Source organism: Marinactinospora thermotolerans DSM 45154 (genome assembly GCF_900167435.1).
Taxonomy (GTDB): domain Bacteria; phylum Actinomycetota; class Actinomycetes; order Streptosporangiales; family Streptosporangiaceae; genus Marinactinospora; species Marinactinospora thermotolerans.
On sequence record NZ_FUWS01000007.1, the window covers coordinates 144,192 to 168,870 of the forward strand.

25 protein-coding genes and 2 pseudogenes are annotated in these 24,679 nt (G+C 70.9%); 17 read left to right on the forward strand and 10 right to left on the reverse strand.

Features of this window, described 5'->3' with window-relative positions; all coding sequences use genetic code 11:
- The first annotated feature begins 149 nt into the window (after positions 1–149).
- Together B5D66_RS14105 and B5D66_RS14110 are read left to right on the forward strand one after the other, a co-directional pair.
- Complete coding sequence (locus B5D66_RS14105) at positions 150–641, forward strand: MarR family winged helix-turn-helix transcriptional regulator (protein WP_078762190.1); 492 nt, start codon at positions 150–152, stop codon at positions 639–641.
- On the forward strand, positions 613–1,428 hold the full coding sequence (locus B5D66_RS14110; protein WP_078762191.1) for a (2Fe-2S)-binding protein: 816 nt from the start codon (positions 613–615) through the stop codon (positions 1,426–1,428). Before B5D66_RS14105 ends, B5D66_RS14110 begins: the two co-directional genes overlap by 29 nt.
- 14 nt (positions 1,429–1,442) lie before the next feature.
- Here the strand turns inward: B5D66_RS14110 and cmtR are convergent, their stop codons facing one another.
- Positions 1,443–1,790, reverse strand: coding sequence for a Cd(II)/Pb(II)-sensing metalloregulatory transcriptional regulator CmtR (gene cmtR, locus B5D66_RS14115; RefSeq protein ID WP_078762192.1), 348 nt, complete (start codon positions 1,788–1,790; stop codon positions 1,443–1,445).
- A gap of 110 nt (positions 1,791–1,900) precedes the next feature.
- On the opposite strand from cmtR, the gene B5D66_RS14120 reads away from it, so the two are divergent.
- From B5D66_RS14120 to B5D66_RS14135, 4 genes are all read left to right on the forward strand, one after another.
- The gene (locus B5D66_RS14120) at positions 1,901–2,812 is read left to right on the forward strand and encodes a cation diffusion facilitator family transporter (RefSeq protein ID WP_078762193.1); all 912 of its coding nucleotides are present in this window, start codon (positions 1,901–1,903) and stop codon (positions 2,810–2,812) included.
- A gap of 229 nt (positions 2,813–3,041) precedes the next feature.
- On the forward strand, positions 3,042–4,301 hold the full coding sequence (nhaA, locus tag B5D66_RS14125; RefSeq protein ID WP_078762353.1) for a Na+/H+ antiporter NhaA: 1,260 nt from the start codon (positions 3,042–3,044) through the stop codon (positions 4,299–4,301).
- 131 nt (positions 4,302–4,432) lie between these two features.
- On the forward strand, positions 4,433–5,869 hold the full coding sequence (locus B5D66_RS14130; protein ID WP_394330055.1) for a TrkH family potassium uptake protein: 1,437 nt from the start codon (positions 4,433–4,435) through the stop codon (positions 5,867–5,869).
- A gap of 20 nt (positions 5,870–5,889) precedes the next feature.
- Positions 5,890–6,558: a potassium channel family protein gene (locus B5D66_RS14135; RefSeq protein WP_078762195.1), complete on the forward strand. Its 669-nt coding sequence runs from the start codon at positions 5,890–5,892 to the stop codon at positions 6,556–6,558.
- A gap of 503 nt (positions 6,559–7,061) precedes the next feature.
- Here the strand turns inward: B5D66_RS14135 and B5D66_RS14140 are convergent.
- Both B5D66_RS14140 and B5D66_RS26565 read right to left on the reverse strand, forming a co-directional pair.
- Positions 7,062–8,330 (reverse strand): annotated as a pseudogene (locus B5D66_RS14140) (MFS transporter); the annotation flags it as partial.
- A 73-nt stretch (positions 8,331–8,403) separates the two neighbouring features.
- Positions 8,404–8,520 (reverse strand): annotated as a pseudogene (locus tag B5D66_RS26565) (hypothetical protein); the annotation flags it as partial.
- Between B5D66_RS26565 and B5D66_RS26340 the strand changes: the two are divergent.
- Positions 8,474–8,608, forward strand: a complete 135-nt coding sequence (locus tag B5D66_RS26340) for a hypothetical protein (RefSeq protein ID WP_268805372.1) — start codon at positions 8,474–8,476, stop codon at positions 8,606–8,608. The pseudogene B5D66_RS26565 and the gene B5D66_RS26340 overlap by 47 nt on opposite strands.
- Before the next feature lie 200 nt (positions 8,609–8,808).
- Here the strand turns inward: B5D66_RS26340 and B5D66_RS14145 are convergent, their stop codons facing one another.
- The gene (locus B5D66_RS14145) at positions 8,809–9,813 is read right to left on the reverse strand and encodes an NAD(P)/FAD-dependent oxidoreductase (protein WP_078762196.1); all 1,005 of its coding nucleotides are present in this window, start codon (positions 9,811–9,813) and stop codon (positions 8,809–8,811) included.
- A 92-nt stretch (positions 9,814–9,905) separates the two neighbouring features.
- On the opposite strand from B5D66_RS14145, the gene B5D66_RS14150 reads away from it, so the two are divergent.
- The 4 genes from B5D66_RS14150 (at position 9,906) to B5D66_RS14165 (ending at position 12,924) form a co-directional block, all read left to right on the forward strand.
- Positions 9,906–10,487 (forward strand): XRE family transcriptional regulator, encoded by a 582-nt coding sequence (locus tag B5D66_RS14150; RefSeq protein WP_200813648.1) that lies wholly within the window; start codon positions 9,906–9,908, stop codon positions 10,485–10,487.
- Positions 10,488–10,640: 153 nt separating this feature from the next.
- On the forward strand, positions 10,641–11,534 hold the full coding sequence (locus tag B5D66_RS14155; RefSeq protein ID WP_078762198.1) for a class I SAM-dependent methyltransferase: 894 nt from the start codon (positions 10,641–10,643) through the stop codon (positions 11,532–11,534).
- Positions 11,535–11,694: 160 nt separating this feature from the next.
- A complete protein-coding gene (locus B5D66_RS14160) occupies positions 11,695–12,501 on the forward strand; it encodes a DUF1684 domain-containing protein (RefSeq protein ID WP_159457270.1) in 807 nt (268 codons plus the stop codon).
- A 48-nt stretch (positions 12,502–12,549) separates the two neighbouring features.
- The gene (locus tag B5D66_RS14165; RefSeq protein WP_078762200.1) at positions 12,550–12,924 is read left to right on the forward strand and encodes a nuclear transport factor 2 family protein; all 375 of its coding nucleotides are present in this window, start codon (positions 12,550–12,552) and stop codon (positions 12,922–12,924) included.
- A 106-nt stretch (positions 12,925–13,030) separates the two neighbouring features.
- Here the strand turns inward: B5D66_RS14165 and B5D66_RS14170 are convergent, their stop codons facing one another.
- Positions 13,031–14,161 (reverse strand): NAD(P)/FAD-dependent oxidoreductase, encoded by a 1,131-nt coding sequence (locus tag B5D66_RS14170; protein WP_078762201.1) that lies wholly within the window; start codon positions 14,159–14,161, stop codon positions 13,031–13,033.
- Between the two features lie 104 nt (positions 14,162–14,265).
- Here B5D66_RS14170 and B5D66_RS14175 point away from each other — a divergent pair, with 104 nt between their 5' ends.
- Together B5D66_RS14175 and B5D66_RS14180 are read left to right on the forward strand one after the other, a co-directional pair.
- Positions 14,266–15,168, forward strand: coding sequence for a metal ABC transporter substrate-binding protein (locus B5D66_RS14175; RefSeq protein ID WP_078762202.1), 903 nt, complete (start codon positions 14,266–14,268; stop codon positions 15,166–15,168).
- A 225-nt stretch (positions 15,169–15,393) separates the two neighbouring features.
- Positions 15,394–15,627 carry a DUF397 domain-containing protein gene (locus tag B5D66_RS14180; protein WP_078762203.1) on the forward strand — a complete coding sequence of 78 codons (234 nt, stop codon included), beginning with the start codon at positions 15,394–15,396 and terminating at the stop codon, positions 15,625–15,627.
- Positions 15,628–15,729: 102 nt separating this feature from the next.
- On the opposite strand, the gene B5D66_RS14185 is transcribed toward B5D66_RS14180, so the two are convergent.
- The gene (locus tag B5D66_RS14185; protein WP_078762204.1) at positions 15,730–16,614 is read right to left on the reverse strand and encodes a helix-turn-helix domain-containing protein; all 885 of its coding nucleotides are present in this window, start codon (positions 16,612–16,614) and stop codon (positions 15,730–15,732) included.
- Between the two features lie 208 nt (positions 16,615–16,822).
- The gene (locus tag B5D66_RS14190) at positions 16,823–17,335 is read right to left on the reverse strand and encodes an ATP-binding protein (RefSeq protein ID WP_078762205.1); all 513 of its coding nucleotides are present in this window, start codon (positions 17,333–17,335) and stop codon (positions 16,823–16,825) included.
- A gap of 476 nt (positions 17,336–17,811) precedes the next feature.
- Between B5D66_RS14190 and B5D66_RS14195 the strand changes: the two genes are divergently transcribed.
- Positions 17,812–18,141, forward strand: coding sequence for a hypothetical protein (locus B5D66_RS14195; RefSeq protein ID WP_078762206.1), 330 nt, complete (start codon positions 17,812–17,814; stop codon positions 18,139–18,141).
- A gap of 60 nt (positions 18,142–18,201) precedes the next feature.
- Here B5D66_RS14195 and B5D66_RS14200 read toward each other — a convergent pair whose 3' ends face one another.
- Positions 18,202–18,954, reverse strand: a complete 753-nt coding sequence (locus tag B5D66_RS14200) for an amidohydrolase family protein (protein ID WP_235000994.1) — start codon at positions 18,952–18,954, stop codon at positions 18,202–18,204.
- A gap of 220 nt (positions 18,955–19,174) precedes the next feature.
- Between B5D66_RS14200 and fabG the strand changes: the two genes are divergently transcribed.
- The 3 genes from fabG to B5D66_RS14215 all read left to right on the forward strand — a co-directional run bounded on the left by fabG (position 19,175) and on the right by B5D66_RS14215 (position 22,331).
- The gene (gene fabG / locus B5D66_RS14205; RefSeq protein WP_078762208.1) at positions 19,175–19,933 is read left to right on the forward strand and encodes a 3-oxoacyl-ACP reductase FabG; all 759 of its coding nucleotides are present in this window, start codon (positions 19,175–19,177) and stop codon (positions 19,931–19,933) included.
- Between the two features lie 71 nt (positions 19,934–20,004).
- Positions 20,005–21,210 carry an acyl-CoA dehydrogenase family protein gene (locus B5D66_RS14210; RefSeq protein ID WP_078762209.1) on the forward strand — a complete coding sequence of 402 codons (1,206 nt, stop codon included), beginning with the start codon at positions 20,005–20,007 and terminating at the stop codon, positions 21,208–21,210.
- On the forward strand, positions 21,207–22,331 hold the full coding sequence (locus tag B5D66_RS14215) for an acyl-CoA dehydrogenase family protein (protein ID WP_078762210.1): 1,125 nt from the start codon (positions 21,207–21,209) through the stop codon (positions 22,329–22,331). Before B5D66_RS14210 ends, B5D66_RS14215 begins: the two co-directional genes overlap by 4 nt.
- Before the next feature lie 64 nt (positions 22,332–22,395).
- On the opposite strand, the gene B5D66_RS14220 is transcribed toward B5D66_RS14215, so the two are convergent.
- Positions 22,396–23,409: a threonine aldolase family protein gene (locus tag B5D66_RS14220; protein WP_078762211.1), complete on the reverse strand. Its 1,014-nt coding sequence runs from the start codon at positions 23,407–23,409 to the stop codon at positions 22,396–22,398.
- Between the two features lie 51 nt (positions 23,410–23,460).
- The gene (locus B5D66_RS14225; protein WP_078762212.1) at positions 23,461–24,474 is read right to left on the reverse strand and encodes a serine hydrolase; all 1,014 of its coding nucleotides are present in this window, start codon (positions 24,472–24,474) and stop codon (positions 23,461–23,463) included.
- Positions 24,475–24,679 lie beyond the last annotated feature (205 nt).

The window sequence follows — 24,679 nt, forward strand, 5'->3', positions numbered from 1 at the left end:
TTTTGGGGGCTCCGCGCGGAGCTGAGCAGGGGGACCGCGCGGCTTATGCCGGGCACGCGCAGTTCACGATACTTCGTGTCACTTTGAAAATCACATCAGAGTGATACAAATCAGTGAAACATCAGGGAAGACTCGACGGGATCTCAGGGATGCGCGTTCATGGAGCGGGTGGCGACGACAGGGAGGAGCTCCTCCTCCGGCTGCGCGAACTGCGGTTGCGCAGCGCCCGGCTGGCCATGCGCGACCGCTCCTTCTCCCTGCTCACCACGACACTGACGATCCAGCAGCTCAAGGCGCTGGTCCTGCTGGCGGTCGACGGCGAGATGGCGGCACACGAACTGGCCCGGGGCATCGGCGTGAGCGTCGCCACACTGACCGGTATCGTGGATCGGATGGTCGCCCGCGGCCTGGTGCACCGGCGCGAGGACCCCGACGACCGGCGGGTGCGCCGCATCGGTCTGACCGGGAAGGGGCAGGAGCTCATCGACGAGTTGTGGAACGTCGGCGAGCGCGGTAGCGAGATCGCGATGGCCCGGCTCGACACCGAGACGTTGAACGGGCTGGTCAAGGGGCTGGAGGCGCTATGCGAGGCGATCGAGGCGGAGCAGTGCGATGACCACGGGACCCGTGACCGGGGCTGAGGACGTCCCGCGCGACCGCGCTCTCTCCGACGCCGACACGGCCGAGCTCATCGACGACGTCGACGCCCTCGGGGGCTTCTTCTCGCTGTCGACCACCCTCCCCGACACGCCGGACCTGTACTCCTTCGCCCGGCTGTACGCGACGCCGGCCCTGGTGGACGCCCGCATCGAGACGGTTCGGCGCAGGCACGAACCCGCCGAGGCGCGTGTGGCGGCCTCGATCATGTTCCTGGGCCTGGCCGCCCGTCTCGTCTCCCCCGCCCTGGCCGCGGCCTGCCGGGGAGCCCTGGTGGAGCTTCCGGCCACGTCGCTGTACCGGTGCGGGTCGCAGACGGGACCGGAGCGACTCCACCTGGCCGAAGCCCGCGCCACGGTCTTGGACCCGTCCGACCCCGCCACCGCCGCCGCGGGACTGCGTCGCACGGTCGTCGAGGAGCACCTGCGCCCCCTCGTGGCCGCGGTGCGCGGGCGAGTGCGGGTGGCCGAGCGGTTGCTGTGGGGCAACGCCGCCTCGGCCGTGGGGGGCGCGGTGTGGATGCTGTCCCGCCGCTGGCCCCGCCAGGCCGACACGGCCGAGGCCATCGCCGACGCCCTGATCGGGTCGGGACCGATGGCCGGACTCGGCACCGTCGAACACCCGTTTCCCGCCCGGCCCGAGCGCTTCTTCGCCCGCCGTTCGTGCTGCCTGTTCTACCGGGCGCCGCGCGGTGACATGTGCGGGGACTGCTCCCTTCTCGACCGCGCCGAGCTGGCGGCGCGATGGCGCGCGGAGCTGGCGGCCTCCTGAGGGCGGCGTCGGGTTCAGCCGGCCCGCACCGGGGTGGACTCCCCCGGGGGGACGTGGTCCTGGGCGACCCCCCAGACCACGTTGAGCAGGTCCTCCAGGGCGTGCGTGAGCGAGGCGTCGACCAGTTCGTAGCTGACCTGCCGACCGCGCGCGGTGGCGGCCACGAGACCGCACTCGCGTAGACAGGCGAGGTGGTTGGAGACGTTCTGTCGGGTCAGTCCGAGGTGTTCGGCGAGCTTGGCGGGGTAGCTGGGTCCGTCCAGGAGCGCCAGCAGGAGCCGGCAGCGCGTGGGGTCGGCCAGGGCCCGTCCGAGGCGGTGGAGCGCGGAGAGGCGTTGCTCGGTGGTCAACATGAAAATCATTGTACATTGTTTGCTGTATAGACAGTCTTGGCTGTATAAACAGAGAGTGTCCCCGTCCACCGGGACCGGCACACGCGCCCACCGGCCGTCCAACGACACGAGGAGGTCCCATGGGCCATGGCCACGACCACGGCCATCGAACCGCCGCGGCAGCCCATCGAGGGCGACTCGCCATCGTCTTGGGACTGACCCTGGCCGTGATGGTCGTCCAGATCCTCGGCGGTCTCGCCTCGGGCAGTCTGGCCCTGTTGGCCGACGCCGGTCACATGGCCGCCGACTCCTTCGGCATCGTGCTGGCGCTGTTCGCCGTCTGGATCGCGGGACGCCCCTCCTGCGCGAAGCGGACGTTCGGCTTCCAACGGGCCGAGATCCTGGCCGCCGCCTGCAACGCGCTCCTGCTGTTCGGGCTGTGCGCCTACATCGCCTACGAGGCCGTCCAGCGCCTCTTCGCCCCCGAACCGGTCGTCGGCCCCACGGTCCTGGCGGTGGCGGCCGTGGGCCTCGCGGTCAACATCGTGGGGTTGTTCCTGCTGCGCGAGGGCCACTCCCACAGCCTCAACCTGCGCGGCGCCTACCTTGAGGTGCTCAGCGACACGCTGTCCTCGCTCGGCGTCATCGCGGCCGGCGCGATCGTATGGCTGACCGGCTGGGAACGCGCCGACTCCCTCGTCTCCCTGGGGATCGCGGTGTTCATCGTGCCGCGGGCCTGGAGCCTGTTGCGCGAGGCGACCCACATCCTCCTTGAGGCCACCCCGCGCGACATGGACCTCGACGAGGTGCGCGACCATCTGCTGCGCCAGCCCGGGGTGCTCGGTGTGCACGACCTGCACGCCTGGACCATCACCTCGGGCGTTCCGGTGATGTCGGCGCACGTGGTGGTCGAGGACGAGCGGCTCGGCGACTCCGGCCGGATGCTGGACGAGTTGCACGCCTGCCTGTCCGGGCACTTCGACGTGGAGCACTCCACGCTGCAACTGGAGCCGGCCGGACACGCCGACCACGAGGGCGCGCGACACAGGTGATGTGATTCACACGCCGGCGCGCTCCCGCTCGCGGTCGGGGGCTCCCCCGCCTCCGGCTCGACACCAGGACCTCGCACGTTTGGACAAACCGGGCAGCGCGCTGGCATAGTGCCCGAGGGGATCCGGCATCCGTCGGAACAGGTTCCGGATCGGACCTGCACCCCACGGGTGTGCCGGGAAGTCTGGTCGGCGAACGTTTTTGGTGTACCGACTCCCAGGGGGCGTGAGCATGACCAGGACAGACGGCACGAACCGACTCGCCTCGTGGCTGCGCAAGGACGTGGTCTCGGGCAGCATCCTCATCGCCGGCGCCGTCATCGCGCTGATCTGGGCCAACTCCCCGCTCGAACCCGCCTACGAGGCGATCCGGACGTTCTCCTTCGGCCCCGAGTCACTGCACCTGCACCTCTCGGTCGAGGCGTGGGCCGCCGACGGCCTGCTGGCGATCTTCTTCTTCATCGTCGGCAACGAGCTCAAGCAGGAGTTCGTCAACGGCGAGCTGCGCAACCCGCGGCGGGCGATGCTGCCGATCATCGCCGCGTTGTGCGGGATGGTGGTCCCCGCGCTGATCTACGCGGTGATCAACATGTCGCGCGGGGCCGAGGCGCTGCACGGCTGGGGCATCCCGATGGCCACCGACATCGCCTTCGCCGTCGCGATCCTCGCCGTCATCGGCCGTTACCTGCCGCCGGCGCTGCGCACCTTCCTGCTGACCCTGGCGATCGTCGACGACCTCGGCGCGATCATCGTCATCGCGATCTTCTACACCGCCGATCTCGCCTTCCTGCCCCTGTTCGGCGCCTTCGCGCTGCTCGCCGTGTTCGGTTACCTCCAGCGGGGCCGGGGAATCGCCGCGGCGCTGGACCGCTCGGCGCTGCCCAACTGGGTCGTCTACGTTCCGCTGGCCTTCGCCATCTGGGCCCTGATGCACGCCAGTGGCGTGCACGCCACGATCGCCGGTGTCGCGATGGGCATGCTCATGCGCACCCGCAAGCTGCCCGGCGAGGAGCACGACCCGAGTCACCGCGCCGAACACCTGCTGCGCCCCTGGTCGTCGGCCATCGCCCTGCCGATCTTCTCGCTGATGTCGGCCGGCGTCGTCTTCGACGGCCTGGGCAGCCTGTTCACCGACACCGTCGCCCTGGGCGTCATCGCGGGTCTGGTGGGCGGCAAGTTCGTCGGCATCTTCGGCGGTTCCTGGATCACCACCAAGATCACCAGCGCCGAGCTGAACCCCTCGCTGAAGTGGATCGACATCGCCGGCATGTCGCTGCTGGCCGGGATCGGCTTCACCGTCTCGCTGCTGATCAGCGAGCTGTCCTTCGCCGCCAACCCGGTCGAGCTGGCCCACGCCAAGGGCGGTGTGCTCATCGCCTCCCTCATCGCCACGGTGCTCGCCGCGGCCGTGCTCGGCTCGCGCAGCCGCCATTACCGCAAGCTCGGGCTGGCTCCGGTCCGCACCGACACCGCCGGTGGCAGCATCGACTGAGCCGGTTCCGATCGGCTGCGCCCGGCCCGCCGGATGCCTGTCATCAACACCGCAGGTCGATTGGCCCGGAACGCCCGACAGCGCTACCGTCGATCCCTGGAAGGGCCGCCTCGGCGGCTGTCGGACACGAGGTGGCGGACGTAGAGATGCTGGGGAGCCTGCGCGGGGCGCGCAGCAGGATCGTGCGGTTGCTGCACCGGGAGCGCGCCTTCCCCGGTTTTGCGCACTCCCCGGGGAAGGGGAACCTCTGGCGGCGCCCCGCCCGGCTCTTCGTTCTCGCCTTCGCGACCGTCGACCTCCTCGGAACGGTCCTGCTCCTGCTGCCGGCGGCGCACGCCGACGGTGAGGGGGCGCGGTTCACCGAGGCGTTCTTCACCTCGACCTCGGCCCTGTGCGTGGCCGGGCTCGCGATCGTGGACACCGGCGGCCACTGGTCCGTGTTCGGCGAACTCGTCATCCTGGGTCTGATCCAGGTGGGCGGGCTGGGCATCATGACCCTCGCCTCGCTGCTCGGCATCGTCGTCATCCGCAGGTTCGGGTTGCGCATGCAGTTGAGCGTGCAGACCGAGACGCGCAGCCTCAACGTGGGCGAGGTCAGGGGGATCGCCGGACGGGTCCTCAAACTCGCCCTGGTGTGCGAGGTGCTGGTCGCGTTGGTGCTGGTGCCGCGCATGTGGCTGAGTTACGACATGACGCTGCCCGAGGCGATCTACAGCGGCGTCTTCCACGCCGTGTCGGCCTTCAACAACGCCGGGTTGTCGCTGTACGGCGACAGCCTCACCAGGTTCGTCTCCGATCCGATCATCCTCGTCCCGATCGCGCTGGCCACGATGTTCGGCGGGCTGGGTTTCCCCGTGCTCCTGGAGCTGCGCCGCAGGTTCACCGCGCCACGTCAGTGGACACTGCACACCAAGATGACCGTCTACACCAGCGGCGCCCTCTTCGCCATCGGCATGGTCGTGGTGACGGCGCTGGAGTGGTCCAACCCCGCCACGTTGGGGACGATGGACACCCTCCACCGGTTGCTGGCGGGCGCGTTCCACGGTGTCATGCCGCGCAGCGGCGGTCTCAACGTGGTCGATGTGGGCGCCATGGAGGACTCGACGCTGTTCGTCACGATCATGCTCATGTTCGTCGGCGGTGGCAGCGCGGGCACCTCGGGCGGGATCAAGGTGACCACGTTCGCGGTGATCCTCCTCGTGGTGTGGGCCGAGGTGCGCGGCCACCCGCACGTCCACGCCTTCGGGCGGCGGCTGTCCTCCAGCGCCATCCGTCAGGCCCTGAGCCTGACCTTCCTGTCGATGACGGTGGTGGCCACGGCGACCGTCTACCTGCTCATCACGACCGATTTCGCCATGGAGCAGATCCTGTTCGAGGTGGTCTCGGCGTCCGCGGTGGTGGGACTGTCCACGGGGATCACGCCCGATCTGCCGGAACACGCCCAGCTCATGCTGGCGATGCTGATGTTCGCCGGCCGGGTCGGGCCCATCACGTTCGCCTCGGCTCTGGCGCTGCGGGAGCGCACCCGCCGCTACGACCTGGCCGAGGCACGGCCCATCATCGGGTGAGAACGCACGGAGGAGAGCCAGTGCAGCACAACAAGACCCACGACAAACGGGTGCTCGTCATCGGGCTGGGCCGCTTCGGCAGCTCCCTGGCCCTGGAGTTGGTCACCCACGGGTGGGAGGTGCTCGGCATGGACAGCAACCCCCGACTCGTCCAGGCCTACGCCGACTCCCTGACCCACACCGTCGTCGCCGACTCCACCGACGACGAGGCCCTGCGCCAGGTCGGGGCGCAGGAGTTCTCCCGGGCCGTCGTGGCGATCGGCACCCATCTGGAGGAGAGCATCCTCACGACCTCGCTCCTCGTGGACATGGGGGTGCCCAACATCTGGGCGAAGGCCATCAGCCGCCGGCACGGCCGCATCCTCCAGCAGATCGGCGCGCACCATGTCGTGCTGCCCGAGCACGACATGGGCGAGCGCGTGGCTCACCTGGTGTCGGGCCGGATGCTCGACTACGTCGAGATCGAGGAGGACTTCGCGCTCGGCAAGACCCGCGCGCCCCGCGAGATCCTCGGGCGCAAGCTCGGCGAGAGCGGGATCCGCGCCACCCACGGCATCACGGTGGTGTGCATCAAGCGGCACGGCGAGCAGTTCACCTACGCGACGGCCGAGACGGTGCCGCAGAAGGGCGACATCATCATCGTCGCCGGCAAGACCGACCGGGTGGAGCGCTTCGCCGAGCTGACCTAGATGTAGTGACCACGAGCGTTGTCGACGCTGAGTGGCAAGGGGCCGGGACCGACGACACTGCGCGCTCGGTCGGAACGCTCCCCGGGGTCCCGGGGAGCAGCGGTCAGCGCAGAGAGCCGGGAGGCCGGATCCCTTCTGTCCGTGCGCGTCCACCCGTCGGGCGAAGGCGTTCCCGAACGCGGTCGTGACGATCCGCGCCACCGGCCGGACGGTACCGTGGTCCGCGCCCGGCTGCGATAGCGCGGCGCAGACCGCCGCGCACACCACGGCGGGTCCGGGCCCGGGCCGCACCGATCGATCCGCAAGCCGATGATCACAACGCCGTTTCCGGAGATGACCTCGTCGAAGCCGTCCGCGGTCAGCTCGACGTCGCTCATGAGTGCCACTCCTGATATGTGCCGAGGTGGTGGGCTGTGCCGGGAGCCGCGCGGCCGTCGGGCCCACCACGGTGTCGCGGCGTGCCCGACGGTCCCCACACCGTCTGCGGGACAGGTCCTGCGGGGTCAGCGGGCGGCGGCGTTCTCCGCGGCCCCGACCTCCGGGACCGCCGCGTCGTCGGCCTGGCGGGGCGCGGTGTTCTTCGGACCGCGCAGGGCGACGTAGGCGAGCAGTGCGGCCATGACGGCGGCGCCGGCCCACATGGCCTGCTGCCAGCCGTCGACGAAGGACTGCTGCGCGGCGTGGATCAGGTCCTGGGCGTGGGCGCCGGTCGTGGGCGCTACCTCGATGGCGTTGGCGATGCCTTCGCGGGCGGTGTCCGCGGCGCCCATGGGAACGCCGTCGAGCCTGCCGTCGATGGTGCTGCGGTAGCCGCCCGCCAGGAGCGCGCCGAGCATGGCGACCCCCAGGGCGGTGCCGAGCTCGCGGGTGACATCGTTGAGCGCGGAGGCGACCCCCTGCCTGGCACGGGGGAGCGAGTTGGTGATGGCCTCGGTGGAGGGGGTCATCGACAGGCCCATACCGATCCCCATGGCGAGCATGCCGGCCAGGATGGACAGGTAGCCGCCGTCAACGGACACGAACAGCGCCATCAGTACCAGGCCGAGAGTGACCAGGGCGACGCCCACGGTCATGGTGGAGCGGGCGCCGATCTTGGTGGCCATCTTCGGGGCCAGGCCCGAGGTCACCATCATCATGACGGCCATGGGCATCATCGCCACGGTCGACAGCAGCCCGGACCAGCCCAGCACGGCCTGGAAGAACGGGAAGAGCACGACGGCGATACCGGCCTGGACACCGAAGACGACCAGCAGTGTGATCGAGCCGCTGGCCAGACCGCGCTCACGGAACAGGCGCACATCCAGCAGCGAGGCATCACCGCGGTGCAGCTCCCAGACCACGAAGGCGATAGCGGCGACTACGCCGACGGCCAGGCCGACCAGGGTGAGAGGGTCGCTCCAGCCGACCTCGGCCCCCTCGTGCAGGACGAAGATGAAACCGATCACGGCGATGGTGGAGACCAGCGCGCCGATGGTGTCGAAGGAATGGGGGGAGCGTTCGCGGGAGTCGGGCACCGTCTTCAGCGTCATCGCCAATGCGACGACGGCCAGTACCACGGGCAGCACGAACAGCCACCGCCAGTCGGCGACGTCGAGCAGCAGAGCGGAGAGGAACATGCCCAGGATGCCACCGCCTCCGGCGACACCGGTCCATACACCGATCGCCTTGCCCCGTTTCTCTTCGGGGAAGGTGGAGGTGATGACGGCCAGCGTGATCGGCATGATCATGGCGGCGCTGATACCGGCCGCCGCACGGGCGCCGATCATCACCGTGGCCGAGGGGGGCCAGGCCGGCGGCGACGCTGGCGGTAGCGAAGATGATCAGACCGGTGATCAGCATGGGCTTGCGGCCCAGCCGGTCACCGATCGCTCCGAGGGGCAGCAGCAGGGCGGCCAGGGCGAGCGTGTAGATGTTGATGATCCACAGAACGGTGGTCTGGGAGGCACCCCATTCGACCGCCATGTGGGTCTGGGCGACGTTCAGCCCGGACACCGAGGCGATGACGGCCATCAGCGCGATCGAGACGGTGATCAGGATCGCGCGCAGCTGACGCGCATCCGGCGCGTCCCCATTGCTCACTGGCGCGGCCGCCTGGGGAGGCTGATCAGTACTCATGGTTTCCTTTCGAAGGGGCATGCGGAAGCAGCGCCGGGACAGGCCGGTCGCCACGTTGGTGAGGTAGGGACTTCCGCACCGCGCGGACCGTTGGACCGCGGTCCGCGCGGTTCTTCAGCGGCGGGGGCTCATGCGTCAGCCGGTGGCCTTCTGTGCGGCGGCGAGCGCGGCGTCAGTGTCCGCGGTGGCCAGCAGGGCGTTGATGTGGGAGCCGGCCAGGGCCCCGGCCGCGGCGGAGGCGCCGACTTGGGCGGTGAGGTCGGTGGCGTTGCCGGCCACCCACACGCCCGGGATCTCGGTGGCGCCGGCCAGGGTGGAGGCGAAACGGCGGCCCGTGTTGCCGGGCAGGTCCTCCATCGGCAGTTTCAGACCCTCCACGCCCTCGGTACGGGCCTGCATCTGCGTGGCCACGGCCAGAATCCGCCGTGCCACGAAGGTGCCGTCGGTCAGGCGGACGCCGGCGAGGGCGCCCTGTTCGTCGACGACCTCCTTGACGTCGGTCTCGATGATGCGGATGTCGCGGGCGGCGAAGCGGGCGCGAGTGTCCGCGTCCAGCTCGGTACCGCGAGTGAAGAAGACGAGGTCATCCGTCAACTGGCGGAACAGCCAGGCGTGATGGACGGAGGCGGGGCCGGTGGCGAGGATACCGATGGACTCGTCGCGGACCTCCCAGCCGTGGCAGTAGGGGCAATGCACCACGCTGTGGCCCCAGTGCCCGGCCAGGCCGGGCACCTCGGGCAGCACGTCCCGCAGGCCGGTGGCCACCAGCACCCGGCGTGCCCTCAGCATGCGACCGTCGGCCAGGGTGATGGTGAACCGTAGGTCGCCGTCTGCTGAGGGGGCGGCGGGTTCGGCCGTGGCCACTTCCCCGAAGACGATCCGGCCGCCGTATTCGCGTACCTGCCGGCGTCCGAGCTTGAGAATCTCGGCGGGTGGGGTGCCGTCGAGGACAATGAATCCGTGCATGGCCGTGGCGGGTGCGTTGCGCGGGGTGCCGCTGTCGACCACGACGACCGAGCGGCGCGAGCGTGCCAGGATCAGCGCGCCGTTCAGGCCCGCGGCGCCGCCGCCGATCACCACCACATCCACGGTCTCGGTGGGCAGCGCGTCGCTCTCGTAGCGGGACGTCTGCGCAGACATGTCACACCCTTTCGTCGTCCGTGGTCCCCTGTGCCGGACCTCCGGTACACGACGTTAAATCCGCCTTGCATCGAGGGCATACCATGTTGCTTATGACGCAAGAAGATGGACAGCTGGACAGCCTCGTACGCAAACGGATCCGCGCCCTGCGCGTCGCGCAGGGCTGGTCCCTGGAGGAACTGGCCACCCGCGCCAACCTCAGCCAGTCCTCACTCAGCCGCATCGAGAACGGTCAGCGGCGCCTCGCCCTGGACCAGCTGGTCACTCTCGCCCGCGCCCTGGACACCACGTTGGACCAGCTCGTAGAGAACGCCGCCGACGATGTCGTCATCAGTCCGATGATCGATGGCACCCACGGCGTGATGCGGTGGCCGATCATGGGCGACCCCGGCATGAGTGTGATGCGTCAGCGGATGACCGACCCGCCACCCGACAATCCCGCCCGCATGCGCGCCCACCCCGGCCGTGAATGGCTGGTGGTGCTGTCCGGCACCGCCATCCTGATGCTCGGTCACCGGCGCTTTCGCGTCGAGACCAACCAGGCCGCCGAGTTTCCCACCATGATGCCGCACGCCATCGGCTCCGCTGGCGGACCGTGCGAGATCATGGGCATCTTCGACCGTGACGCCCGCCGCGGCCACCACAAGGACGTCGACGGACCCGGAGCCGGCTGAGGCGGCCCCGGGTCCCGGTGAACAACAGGCCGCCGCCGCACCCGCCCCCGACCTGACGGGTGATCTTGCGCGGGAGGCAGCACTTCACGCCACCTTATTGCGCATTCCGCAAATAGTCATGCCGCAGGCGCATGACAGGCTTACGGTGTCGCTATGACCCGAACACACCAGCACGCCCCCCGCCCCGGCGAAGGAAGCCACCAGCCCGGCCATGGTCATGACGGCCACCAGGAGCATGGTGATGCCGGCCAGGCGGAGATCCTCGACCTGGATGCCGAGGTGCTCGCCGAGCACGTGGAGTCCATCACCGCCTGGCTGCCGCTGAACAACGAGCCGCGCCAGATCGTGGATCTGGGCTGTGGCACGGGAGCGGGAACCTTCGCGCTCCTCACACGCTTCCCCGACTCGCACGTCACGGCCGTCGACCTCTCGGCCGGGCACCTCCAGATCCTGCGCGAGAAGGCACGCGACCGCGGTGTCGAGCGGCGCGTACGTACCGTGCAGGCCGACCTCGACAGCGACCACTGGCCCGACCTCGGTACCCCGGACCTGGTGTGGGCCTCCGCCTCGATGCACCACATGGCCGACCCCGACCGCGCCCTGGCCCGCGTCCACGATCTGCTCGCTCCTGGCGGCCTGTTCGCCGTCGTCGAGCTGGACGGCTTTCCCCGCTTTCTGCCCGCGGACGCCCCCGAAAGCCGGCCCGGTCTCGAAGAGCGCGTCCACGCCGCGGCCGACGGCCTCCACGCCGAGCGCGTCCCGCACCGCGGCGCCAACTGGGGCCCGATGCTGTCCGCCGCGGGGTTCACCATTGCGGACGAGCGCACCTTCACCATCAACATCGAAGGCGAGCGCAGCGAAGCGATCGGCCGCTACGCCTACCGCGGCCTGCAGCGCATCCGCGGTGCCGTCGCCCCCGCGCTCAGCCCCGAGGACCGCGCCGCCCTCGACGATCTCCTCGACACCGACAGCCCGAACAGCATCCTGCGCCGCGACGACCTGGCGGTACGCACCGAGCGCACCGTCTGGGCCGCACGCCGCGCCTGACATCCGGCGCACCCCATGGTCGCCTGCCGGGTGCCCGTTCACTCGCCCGGCGACCACCGCCTGCGCGCCGTCGCGCGTCTCGTCGCGCTGAGCGGCCATGCCCGCGCATCGCCACCGCCGCGCTCCCCACGGCGCGAAGAAGAGGAAATGGAGCACCTTCATGACCGCACCGCATATCCCCGCCGACTACGAAGCCTGGCGCCGGGGCCGGTGGGAGGAGATCGCCGGAGCCAACGGCAAGGGAAAGGTCGTCGCCAATGCCAAGATCACCGATCCGGGCCCTCACACGCTTCCCGGCATCCCCGGCGAGTGGCGCACCACCGAAGCAGGAGACCTGACCGTGACGGCCAAGGCCGCCGACGGCGTGAAGGTGGCCGGCCACCTGGTCGATGGAACGAGTCCCGTCCCCTCTGGCAGCTCCCTGGAATTCCCCGACAACCGGGGCGGCCTCGCAGGCGGCGCGAACGGCTCCTATGGGCTGGTCGTCACGGACCACGACCGCCTTGAGCGCACCGGCCTCAAGGGCATCGACACCTTCCCCTACAACCCCGTCTGGGTCTTCGAGGGCCGGTACCGGGCAGCTCCTGAAGGGCGCCGCATCGAGGTGCCGCGGCTGACCAGCCCGCGCAGCACCGAAGCCATCCTGGCCCCCGTCGACCTGGCCGTGACCATCGACGGCGCCGAATACGTCCTGGCCGTCCTCCAGGACTTCCCCGGCCAGCGCCTGGTGATCTTCACCGACGAGACCAACGGCGAATCGACGCCGACGATCGGCCGCTGGCTGGTGCTACCGCTGCTGGAACCCGGCAGCACCGTGACCGTCGACTTCAACAAGGCCACGCTCTCGCACCACCACCTGAACCCGGACGTGTTCGTCTGTCCGCTCTCGCCACCGGGCAACCACCTGCCGATGCGCATCGAGGCCGGCGAGCGCGCCCTGATCCACGCCACCGCCGACCAGGGCTGATACGCCCCCCCTGCCAGGACCCACCGACCCACGTGAAGGAAGACCCGCATGAGCCAGGACCTGAAGGACAGAGCCGTCACCTACCTCCGCGCGCTGGAGAACCGCGACTGGAAGGCCGCCCGAGCCCTGTGCGCCGAGACCGCCACCGTCTGGCACAACGACGGCAAGGGCGAGCAGTCCATCGAGGAGAACATCGCCGGAATGGAGGGGCAGATCGAATCCATCGAGTCGATGCGCTACAGCATCCTGCGCCAGCTCTCCCAGCCGGGCGAAGTCCTCCAGCAGCACGTGGTCCATGTCGCCACCACCAGCGGCATGCGCGGCGAGGTCCACGCCGCCGTCTACTTCGGCTTCGACGATGCTGGACGGATCACCCGCATCGAGGAGTACGCCAACTTCATCCCCGTGGATGGCCGGAGCTGACGCCGGCAGTCGGTACCGGTCCCCTCGCCGTCACGGCGCACGGTCCGTGCCGGCGAGGGGACGCTGCCGGTCAAGCGCGGCGGCGCCATGACCTCGAAGGGCGGCCTCACGCTCCGCCGAAGCGGCCCGGTCCCAACCGTTCCGGATCCAGGCCCTGGTCGAGGATGTCGGCGGGGACGGGGGCGCCCAGCAGCAGGGCGGCGCCCAGACGCGCCGCGGCCGGAGCCGTCTGGATGCCGTACCCACCCTGCCCCGCGCACCAGAAGAACCCCGGGACGGCCGGGTCGTGGCCGATGACCGGAACCCGGTCGGGGGCGAAGGTGCGCAGTCCCGCCCAGGCCGTGTGGATCGCGCGCAGTCCCAGCGTGGTCGCCGCGTTGACCCGTTCCAGCGCGAGGGCCACGTCGACGTCCTCGGGGCGGGCGTCGGAGGGCTCCGTGGGGGTCTCGTCGGCGGGAGAGAGGAGCACTCCCACCCCTTCCGGCCGGAAGTAGAACGTCTCATCCGCGTCGACGACCATCGGCCAGGAGGGGTCGATCCCCACGGCGCCGGGACGCGCCAGGGCGGCGGTGCGGCGGAGCGGGGTCAGGCCGAGTGGGCTGGCACCGCAGCGTCGGGCCACGTCGTCGGCCCAGGCCCCGGCGGCGTCGACGATCACGTCGGCGCGCAGGCGCGTGCCCCCGCAGTCCACCTCCCAGCGCCCGGCGACGCGCTCTGCGCTCTGCAGACCCGTCCCGGAGCGCACCCGGCCGCCGAGGGCGCGCAACCGCCGCAGGTAGTGGGCGTGCAGGGCCGCGACGTCGATGTCGCGGGCGTCGGGCTCGACGGCGGTGTGCAGGCCGTCGGGGCGGAGCACCGGGCACAGCCGCAGCGCGTCCGCGGGGTCGAGGGGGCGCAGTCCCGGCGTGGAGGCGACGGCGGCGTCGAGCTTTTCCCGCCCCTGTGAGTCGGTGATCCACAGGACGGGCCGTGGCCGCAACAACGGGGCCTCGGTCTCGGCCTCCTCGTAGTCGCGGCGGCCGGCGCGGGTGAGGGCCCGGATCTCCGCGCCCCCGTAGCTCTCGGAGAACACCGCGGCGGAGCGGCCCGTGGCGTGCCGGGCGAGTTCGGTTTCGCGTTCCAGCAGGACGACGCGGCGCCGGGCGGCGAGTTCCGCGGCTATGGAGACACCGGCGATGCCGCCCCCGACGACGATGACGTCGGTGTCGGGTTCGGAGCCGGACGAGCTGGTGGCCATGGCCGTCAGCCTCGCACATGGGCGCCGCTCCCTTCCCGGCGCCCCACGGGGTAGCACAATACTCCCAAATTGACAACCATTTTCATTCTCCGCATGATGGACGCATGCGATCGGGGATGATGACCAAGGTGGCGGCCGCGGGGGCGGCCGGGCTGGTGGCCGTGGCCGCGGCGGGATGCGGCGGGGCCACCGAAGAGGCCGACGGCGTGAGCGTCGTCACCGGCGTCTACCCCCTGGAGTGGCTGGCCTCCCAGGTCGGGGGCGAGGCGGTCACCGTCACCAACCTCACCGAACCCGGCGCGGAACCGCACGACCTGGAACTCAGCCCACGCCAGATCGGTGTCATCAGCGACGCCGATGTCGCCCTCTACATCCAGGGCATGCAGCCCGCGGTGGACGACGCCGTCGCCCAGCAGGCCGCGGACTCCGCCCTGGACGTCGCACAGGTCGTCGAACTGCGCGAGGTCCCGTCCGCGGACGGCGGCGGGACGGACCCGCACATGTGGCTGGACCCCCAGCGCATGGCCGAGGTCGCCGGCAGCCTCGGCGAACGCCTGGCCGAGATCGACCCCGACGGGGCCGCGGCCTACCGCGCCAACGCGCAGCGGGTCGCCGACGAGCTCGGCACCCTTGAGGCGGAGTACACCGAGCGCCTGGACGACTGCGAGACGCGCAACTTCGTGGTCAGTCACGCCGCCTTCGGCTACCTCGCCGACAAGTACGACCTGAACCAGATCGGCATCACCGGCATCGAGCCCGACAGCGAGCCCTCCCCCGCCCGCATGGCCGAGGTCGCCGAGACCGTCCGTGAGCAGGGGGTCACCACGATCTTCACCGAGACCCTGGTCAGCCCGGCGGTGGCCGAGACCGTGGCCGAGGAGACCGGCGCGCGGACCGCGGTGCTGGACCCGCTCGAAGGGATCACCGACGCCTCGCCCGGCGACGACTACCCCTCGGTGATGCGCGCCAACCTCGACACGCTGGCCGAAGCCCTGTCCTGCTCCTGACCTGTATCGGTCCTGTCCCGTCGGAACATCCGGCGGGACTTTTTCATGCAATTTCCTGAGCGAGATTGCACAGCCTTACACGTCGCCTACACGAGACCGTCCTCTCGGGTTCTTCTCATGCACGTGCGCTATCCTGTTCAAAGTACGGTGCTAATGCACGTGCATCAGAGAGTGCATAAGCACACGGCACGGAATCGGCCCGCACAAGCGAAACGAGGGATCTCCATGAGCGCCTACAACGGCATCCCCGCGACCGAACTCCAGGACGTGACGTGGCAGAAGAGCCGGCGCAGCAACTCCCGCGGCAACTGCGTGGAGATGGCCCGGCTGTCCAACGGATCGATCGCCGTGCGCAACTCCCGCTTCCCTGACGGGCCCGCGCTGGTCTACACCCAGGCCGAGATCGACGCGCTGATCCTGGGCGCCAAGGACGGCGACTTCGACAACCTGCTCAGCTAGGTCCCACCCCGACAGACATCGCCAACGGCACCGCGGCCGTGAGAGCCCCACCCCTTCCGAGTGGGGCTCTTCTGCTGTCCGGGCCCGCCGCCTACCAGACTGTCAGGCCGTGCCGGAGGGAAGGTCGTCGATCATCCGCTCCAGCATTCTGGGGGTGTGGTTCGGCGGCTCCGCCGCCACGCTCAGCCGCTCCATGGCCATCGTGTAGGCGTCCACGTCATCGCGCTTGTCCAGATAGAGCGCCCCGGTGAGCTGCTCGATGTAGACGACGTCGGCCAGGTCGTACTCGGGATAACGCAGGATCGTGAACGAGCCGGCCTCGGCCGCGTGCGCCCCCACGCTGAAGGGGATGATCTGGAGCGTGATGTTGGGATAGCCGCACAGCTCGATCAGCCGGCGGAGCTGGCCGCGCATGACCTCGCTGTTACCGACCGGCCGACGGACCGCGGCCTCGTCCACGATCGCCCACAGTTTGACGTTCTCGTTCTCAATGATGCGCCGCTGCCGGCGCATCCGGACCGCGATCCGGTTCTCGTCCTCGGGATCGGGCTTCTTCTTGCCGCCGGCGATGATGGCGCGGGCGTAGTCCTCGGTCTGGAGCAGACCCGGCAGGAACTGGGCCTCATAGGTCCGGATCCGGGTCGCCGCCTCCTCAAGGCCGACGTAGGACTGGAACCAGGTCGGCAGGGCGTCACCGTAACGCTGCCACCAGCCGGGCTTGTTGGACTCCTTGGCCAGTTTGAGGAGCGGCTCGCGGTCCCTGTCCTCGGTGATCCCGTAGAGGGTCAGCAGGTCTTCGACGTCGCGGAGCTTGAAACCGACCCGTCCCAGCTCCAGACGGCTGATCTTGGACTCGGAGCCACGGATCTTGTAGCCCGCGTCGGCGCGCGTGATGCCCTTGGCCTCGCGCAGTTTGCGCAACTGGTAGCCGAGCAGGATCCGGCGTACGGTCGGGCCACTATCCGGCTCCGGTTGGGCCACGCTCACCGCTACTGCCTCCCCACCTACGGTTCCGCACCGGCGCGTCCCCTCCCCTGAGGATCGTCTCGTTCGCGCCGTGCAACGGTTTACACGATATAGCGGGCAGCACAGCTCACTCGGCAGGCGGTGCCGAGACACCACACACTGGGACGAAGAGGGTCATCCGCCGCATCCCATGTCCCGGCTGGGCACCGAGGACCTTCGAGCGGGTGTGTCAGGTGAACAACGCCCAGACGAACTTGCCTCCTGAGGCGACGGGAACACTACCCCAACTGCGGCTGAAGCAGGAGACGAGGTGGAGTCCCCGCCCGGTCTCCGCCAGGAAATCGGGCTCGCGCTGGGCCGGGAGACGGTCGCTGCCGTCACGGACGGCGCAGACCAGTTCGCCTCCCCGGCGCAACATCGCCAACTGGATCACGTTCTCATAACCGGGGGCGGCGGGCGTCATCGCCTGGGCGTGGCGCAGGGCGTTGGTGACGAGTTCGGAGACGACCAGTTCCACGTCGCCGGAGAGCCGGGCCATGCTCCACTCGCGAAGGACGGCCATGGCGAGCTCACGCGCGGCGTGCACCGAGCCCGAACCGCGGCTGAGGGTCCAGGAGGCGCTGTCGTGGCTGGCGTGACCGGGACGGGTGTCCCATCGAAACGTTCCGTTACGCAGGGACGGAAGCCACCAAGGCTGCGGAGAGTCGGCTTCGAGGACGGCCTCAAGGACGACTGGGTGCATCCGGTCCCATCCCGCCGCCCGTCCTGTCGGTTGCTGGGGTGAATGTCCGGTCACCGCGATCCCCTTGGAGTCGACTCGATCGCACGTATGCCTTGGCGCGCGAACGCCAGTATTTCCCGAGGCTTATGCAGATGCAAGGTCCAGATGCACGTGCAGGCGCCTCTTGCACCCCATCCTAGGACATCGTCCCCGGGAGAACAGTTGAAGCCTGGACAAAACCGAGAGGATTAAGCACTCATATGGGATTTAAGGTGCTTAATCGGCGATTCTGAACCTGGGCTTTCCCGCCTCATGTTCGCCTCCGAGGCGGGACCCATCCCGGGGCGCCCGCGCTCGCCCGGCTCCGGCGACAGACCGCGCGCCGATTACCTTCGCCGTCACCCGGGTAGGCCGCCGAGAAGACGCCGCCACGGCGGTTTCGGCCCCTCGGCGCCCACCCGCCTCCCCCACGGCCCACCCTTCCCAAGGAGACGACGATGGACCACCGGCGACCGCCGGCTCCCTCCCGTGGCCCCCTCGGCGTCACGGTGGTGGCGGGAGCCGCCAGTGGGGTCGTACTGGCCCTGACACCCGCCGTCCTCCTGGCCACGCTCCCCGCCTCCTGGAGCAGGGCGGCCCCGCTCCTGGGCGTGATCCTGTTGTGCGCGGCGATCACCCTGGTGATCGTGCGCCCCGCTCCCGGGGTCACCGCGGCCGGCTGGGGGTACATCGCCTGCTTCGGCGTCCAGCTCCTGTTCGTCATCGTCGCGGTCACCGGAGCCGTCCTGCTCGGCGGCTCGCTGCTGCTGTGGAGCGGGACGGGATGAGCCCGCCCCGCGCGCGGGGCCGACCGCCCGCGGTGGGACCGTTCGACCTCTCCCCCAGGCTCACCCCAGGGAATCGACGCCGTAGAAGTCGACGGCGTTACGCGAGAGCGCGCATTCGGCCTCGTGTTCGGTGAGCGCGGCGGTGAGCAGCGACACGTCGCTGTCGACGAAGGGCCAGGCCGCCCCGGTCGAGGGAAGGTCGGTGCCGAACATCAACGCGCTGGGGTTGATCCCGGCGATGGTCCGCACGACGGCGGGAACGTCGAGGTCGCCGCGGCCGAACCCGGTCGCCTTGACCCGGGCTCCCGAGGCGACGAGGTCGAACAGCGCCGGCAGCCCCTCCTCGGCCAGTCCGAGGTGGTCCACGCTGATCCTGCGCAGCGGCGCCAGGTGAGTGGACAGGCCGCCGAGCTCGCGGGAGTCGACGCGCAGCTCCGCGGGCCAGCCGAGGAGGTCCGCGGCCCGCAACGCGAGTTGGACGAGGCCGTCCACATCGACGGCGCCCCGCCTGCGCAGGTCGAGACGGAGCGCGCGGACCCCCGCCGAGTGCAGGTCGCGCAACTCCGAATCGGGGGTGTCGGGTTCCAGCATGGCCACCCCGACGAACCCGCCGCCGAGTTCACGCAGAGCGTTGACGAGGCCGGCGCGGGCCCGGGGATGGGAGGATCCGGCGACGACCGCGCCGCCCACGACCCCCAGCGCCGCGACACGCGAGCGGTAGTCGGCGACCGTGAACGGCCGTGGGGGATCCTCGTCGTCCCCGGGCCACGGTGGGGACTTCGGGTCGATGATGTGCAGGTGGGCGTCGAACAACGCCTTCGCCTCTCCGAAGGGACGGGGAGCGCGCGAGAACGGCGGCCACGCCGACGCGAACCCGCCCCTCCACGTTAGCGTCCAGCCCCGCGCCGGGGGCGGCGCGCCGATCTCGGACGCGCCCGGCCGCCACCACCACACCCCACATACCACCCGGTCGGTATGAAGTGGATAGGATCGGTCCAGCGTGTTCCAGACCACACCGACTGGAGGAAACCCCATGGCCCAGACTCCCCGCGTCGCGATCGTCACCGGGGCGGCCCGCGGCATCGGCGCCGCGACCGCCCGCCGCCTCGCCGCCGAGGGCCACTCCGTCGCCGTCGTCGACCTCAAGGAGGGCGACGCCGAGGCCACGGCGACGGCGATCACCTCCGAGGGCGGCACCGCGATCGCGGTGGGCGCCGATGTCAGCGACTCCGACCAGGTGTCGGCGGCGGTCGCGCAGATCGCCGAGCGTCTCGGCCCGCCCGCGATCCTCGTCAACAACGCCGGGGTCATCCGCGACAACCTGCTGTTCAAGATGTCCGACGACGACTGGGACACCGTCATGGGCGTGCACCTGCGCGGCTCCTTCCTCATGAGCCGGGCCGCCCAGGCCCACATGACCCGGCAGGGCTGGGGCCGCATCGTCAACCTGTCCAGCAGCTCCGCGCTGGGCAACCGCGGCCAGGCCAACTACTCCGCCGCGAAGGCCGGCCTCCAGGGCTTCACCAAGACCCTCGCCATCGAGCTCGGCAAGTTCGGTGTCACCGCCAACGCGGTCGCCCCGGGCTTCATCGCCACCGACATGACGCGGGCGACCGCGCAACGTGTCGGCATGGACTTCGAGGAGTTCACCAAGGCCGCGGCGGCCGGAATCCCGGTCCGCCGGGTGGGGCAGCCCGAGGACATCGCCGCCACCATCGCCTTCCTCACCAGTGAGGAGGCCGGGTTCGTGTCCGGCCAGGTCATCTACGTGGCCGGCGGACCGCTCGACTGACCCGCGGGCGGCGGGAGCGCCGCGGACCGCCTCGTGTCCCCACTTCCTGTCCACCGCTTCACGGAGGCTCCATGACAACGGCTCCAACCGGCGGCGTCCCCGACGCCGCCGCCCTGCGGGCACGGGTCGCCGACTTCGTCGCCGCCCACGATCCCGCCACCACCGACCCGATCGAGTTCCTGGCCGCCCGCTTCGACGCCGGTCTGGCCTGGGTGCACTTCCCCGAAGGGCTCGGCGGGCTCGGCGCGCCCCGCGCCCTCCAGGCGGTCGTCGACGAGGAGTTCGCCCGGCTGGGCGCGGCTCCGAGTGGCCGTGAGGCCCTGGTCATCGGGTTGGGCATGGCGGCGCCCACGATCCTCGCCTTCGGCACCCCGGAGCAGCAGGAGCGCTTCCTCAAGCCGCTGTACACCGGCGAGGAGATCTGGTGCCAGCTCTTCAGCGAACCGGGGGCCGGCTCCGATCTGGCCGCCCTGGGCACCCGCGCCGTCCGCGACGGCGACACGTGGGTGGTCAACGGGCAGAAGGTGTGGACCTCGCTCGCCCACCGCGCCCGCTGGGCGATCCTGGTCACCCGGACCGATCCCGACGTGCCCAAGCACCGCGGCATGACCTACTTCGTCTGCGACATGACCGCTCCGGGCGTGGAGGTGCGGCCCCTGCGCCAGATCACCGGCGAGGCGGAGTTCAACGAGGTCTACCTCACCGACGTGCGCATCCCCGACTCCCATCGGCTGGGCGAGGTCGGTGACGGCTGGCGGGTCGCCCAGACCACGCTGATGAACGAGCGGGTGTCCATCGGGGGCGGGGCCGAACCCCGCGAGGGCGGACTCATCGGCCTGGTCGCCGGGATCTGGCGGGACCGTCCCGAACTGCGCACTCCGGGCCTGCACGACGCGCTGCTGCGCCTGTGGGTCGAGGCCGAGGCCGCCCGGCTGACCAAGGAGCGGCTGCGCCAGCAGCTCGCCGTGGGACAGCCCGGCCCCGAGGGGTCGGCGGCGAAGCTGTCCTTCGCCCGGCTCAACCAGGAGATCTCCGGGCTGGAGCTGGAGCTGCTGGGTGGCGAGGGGCTGACCTACGACGACTGGACGTTCCGCCGTCCCGACGGGGTCGACCTCGCCAAACGTGTCCCCGGCTTCCACTATCTGCGCTCGAAGGGGAACTCGATCGAGGGCGGCACCTCCGAGATCCTGCGCAACATCATCGCCGAACGGGTGCTGGGCCTACCCGGGGAGATCAGGGTGGACAAGGACGTCGCGTGGAAGGACCTGCCGAAGTGAGCAACGACCCGGACCTGCTCTACAGCGACGTCGAGGAGGAGCTGCGCGCCAGCGTGCGCTCCCTGCTCGCCGACAGGTGCGGCTGGGACAGGGTCCTGGCCCGCGTGGAGTCCGACGAGGTCACCGACCTCGCCCTGTGGCGTTCCCTCGCCGACCTGGGCGTGGCCGGCCTGGCGATCCCCGAGGAGGCGGGCGGCGCGGGGGCGACGTTGCGGGAGAGCGCGGTGGTCGCCGAGGAGCTCGGCCGCGCCGTGGCGCCGCTCCCCTTCCTGGGCAGCGCGGTGCTCGCGACGGGAACCCTGCTGGCCCTGGACGGGCGGGCCGACTCCCCCCTCGGGGAGGCGCTGGCCTCGCTGGCCTCCGGCGAGCGCACGGCGACCCTGCTGATCCCCCTGGCGACCGCGCCCGACGCGGGGTTCCCGGAGGGGGTGCGCGTCGAAGAGGGACGGCTGAGCGGCCGCGTGGGCGGCGTCGTCGACGCCTCGACCGCCGACCTGCTCGTCGTGCCGGCGGCCGGCTCCGAGGGGCCGGCGCTGTACCTCGTCGAGGCGGGCGAGGCGACGGTCACCACGGTGGTCTCCCTCGACCTGACCCGTCCCCTGGCCGACGTGGAGCTGGCCGGCGCCTCCGGACGTCTGCTGGCGACCGGCGAACAGGCCGAATCGGCCGTGCGCCGAGGACTGGTGACGGGCGCCGCGCTGCTGGCCGCCGAGCAGCTGGGATGCGCGGAGTGGGCCTTGTCCACCACCGTGGAGTACCTGAAGACCCGGCACCAGTTCGGCCGTCCGCTCGGTTCCTTCCAGGCGCTCAAGCACCGCCTCGCCGACCTGTGGGTGTCGATCTCGCAGGCCCGGGCCGTGGTCCGCAACGCGGCGAGCGCGGTCGCCTCCGACGACCCGGAGGCCCCGCTGGCCGCCGCGCTGGCCCAGGCGTTCGTCTCGGGGGTGGCGGTCACGGCCGCCGAGGAGGCGGTACAGCTCCACGGGGGGATCGGCTTCACCTGGGAGCACCCCGCGCACCTGTACCTGAAGCGGGCCAAGAGCTGTTCGATCGCCCTGGGGACGGCCGACCGGCACCGGCTGACCATCGCCAGGCTGGTGGACCTGCCGGCGGCGCGGTGATCTTCGGGCCCGGGGAGGGCGGAGCCGCCCTCCCCGGGCCGATGAGCGGCGCGCTCGGGACGGGTCAGGCGAGGGCCGCGACGGCCTTGGCGATGCGTTCGACCGCCTCCGTGATCGCCGCGTCGTCGATCTCCAGGTGGACGACGAGGCGGACCCGGCCGGAACCGGTGGCCAGGCAGCGCACGCCGTGCTCGGTGAACGCCGCGGCGTAGCGGGCGGCCTCGCCGCGCGGCGTCTCGACCAGGACCATGTTCGTGCGCGCGGCGGCGGACAGGCCCGGCAGCCCGGACAGTCCGGTGGCCAGGCGTTCGGCCCGGGCGTGGTCCTCGACGATCCGCTCCCGGTGGTGCCGTAGCGCGTACAACGCGCCGGCGGCGATGATGCCGGCCTGCCGCATGCCGCCGCCCAGCATCTTGCGCGCGCGGCGGGCCCGCAGGACCGTCTCGGCGTCACCGGCGAGCGCCGAGCCCACGGGGGCGCCCAGCCCCTTGGAGAAGCACACCGAGACCGTGTCGGCGCCCTCGGCCACCTCGGCCGGCGAGGCCCCCAGTTCGACGGCCGCGTTCCACAGCCGTGCCCCGTCCAGGTGCATGCGCATGCCGTGGCCGTGCGCGAAGTCGGCCACCCTCCGCTGTTCGGCGAGCGGGATCGCCAGCCCCCCGAAGGTGTTCTCCAGGCAGATCAGTCGCGGCCGGGCGCGGTGGATGTCCTCCGCGCCCACGGCCCACTCCTCCAGCAGCCCGGCGTCCGGATATCCCTGGGGGTCGGAGAAGACCCGCGGCAGCGCGCGGGTCAGGATCGACGAGGCGCCCTGTTCGTTGGAGAGGATGTGGCAGCGCTCGTGCGCCCAGACCTCCTCGCCGCTCGCGACCGTCGCGTAGAGTGCCAACTGGTTGGACATGTGCCCTGAGGGAACGTAGAGGGCGGCCTCCTTGCCCAGGAGGGCCGCGGTCTCCTCCTCCAGTTCGCGGACCGTGGGGTCTTCGCCGAAAACGTCGTCGCCGACCTCGGCTTCGGCCATGGCGCGGCGCATCTGCGCCGTCGGTCGGGTGACGGTGTCCGAACGCAGGTCGATCATCGACTCGCTCCACTCTGCACGGGGTCGGGCTTTCGCGCGGGCGCCCCCAGCCTAGGACGCCCTGGGGGCGAGGCCGGCGTGGTCGGTTCCCCGCTGTCTCGCCGCGTTCTCCTCCAGCGCGTCGACCACCTCGGTGACGACGTGCTCGACGCAGGCGACCCCCTCCCCGTAGCCGAGATGGCGGTCTGACAGCACGGCGATCAGGTAGGAGCGCCGCTCGCCGTGGACGTGGCCGGCGCTGCTGATCGCCCAGCGGCCTCCGTCGACGTCGCGTGGTACCCAGCCGTTCTTGAGCTCGACCCTGTCGCCCTCCCCCGCGGCGGCGGACACCCCCCAGGCCTGTTCCGGGGCGACGGAGCCGAGGAGACGGCGGGCGTAGGAGCGGCTGTGCCGGCTGAGGGGGCCGGAGTCGGTGAACACCGCGCGCAGGAGGCGGATCTGGTCGGCCGTTGTCGTGGTGGTGGCCCCCCACACCCCCGGCTGTCCTCCTCCGGCGACGGTGGCGCGCAGGCCGAGGCGGGCGTTGCCCCGGGCGAAGCCCGCGTCGAATCCGATGCGCTGGTAGAGCAGGTCGGTGACGTCGTTGTCGCTGTAGCGGATCATCTGCTCGGCGAGGTCGCGTTCCTCCGCGGTGAGTTCGCGTTCCTCGTCGTCGGCCTGGAGGAGCAGCAGGACGAGGATGTTCAGCTTGACCAGGCTGCCCGTGGGAAACGTCTGGTCGCCGCCGTAACCATAGGTCGTCCCGGTGGCGAGGTCGTGGACGGAGATGGCGAGCCGGCCCTCCTGACCGGCGAGGTAGTCCTCGATCCGGGCGGTGATCCGTTGCCCCTCCTCGGGGCTCAGCCCCGGGACGGGCGACGGGGAGGCCACGAGTGGGGGCGCGGCCGCGGGAGGAGGGGAGGCGGCCGCGTCCCGCCCGGACTGCCGTGGGGTGGCCGGGGCGGTGCCGAGCAACGCGGGGACGCTGAGGAGGAGCGCGGCCAGCGCGGCAACGCAGACGGGCCACCGCGGGCCGCCGTCTCGGGCACGGCGCGGCGGGGGCGAAGACGTCGAGCGTGCGCGCATGTCGGCCACTCCCTCCGGCCGGGAACCGAACTCGGGGCATGGGCCACCAACGTGGCCGGCAGACGGACCCTAACAGGGCGGATCACCCAGAAAAGTCACGGAATTCCCTGCATTGCCCCACGAGCCACTCGGCCGACATCGGCCGTTTCCTCCGCCGTTGCCCGCCCCGTGCCCTTGAGACGTCGATGCTGGTGAGACGGATGGG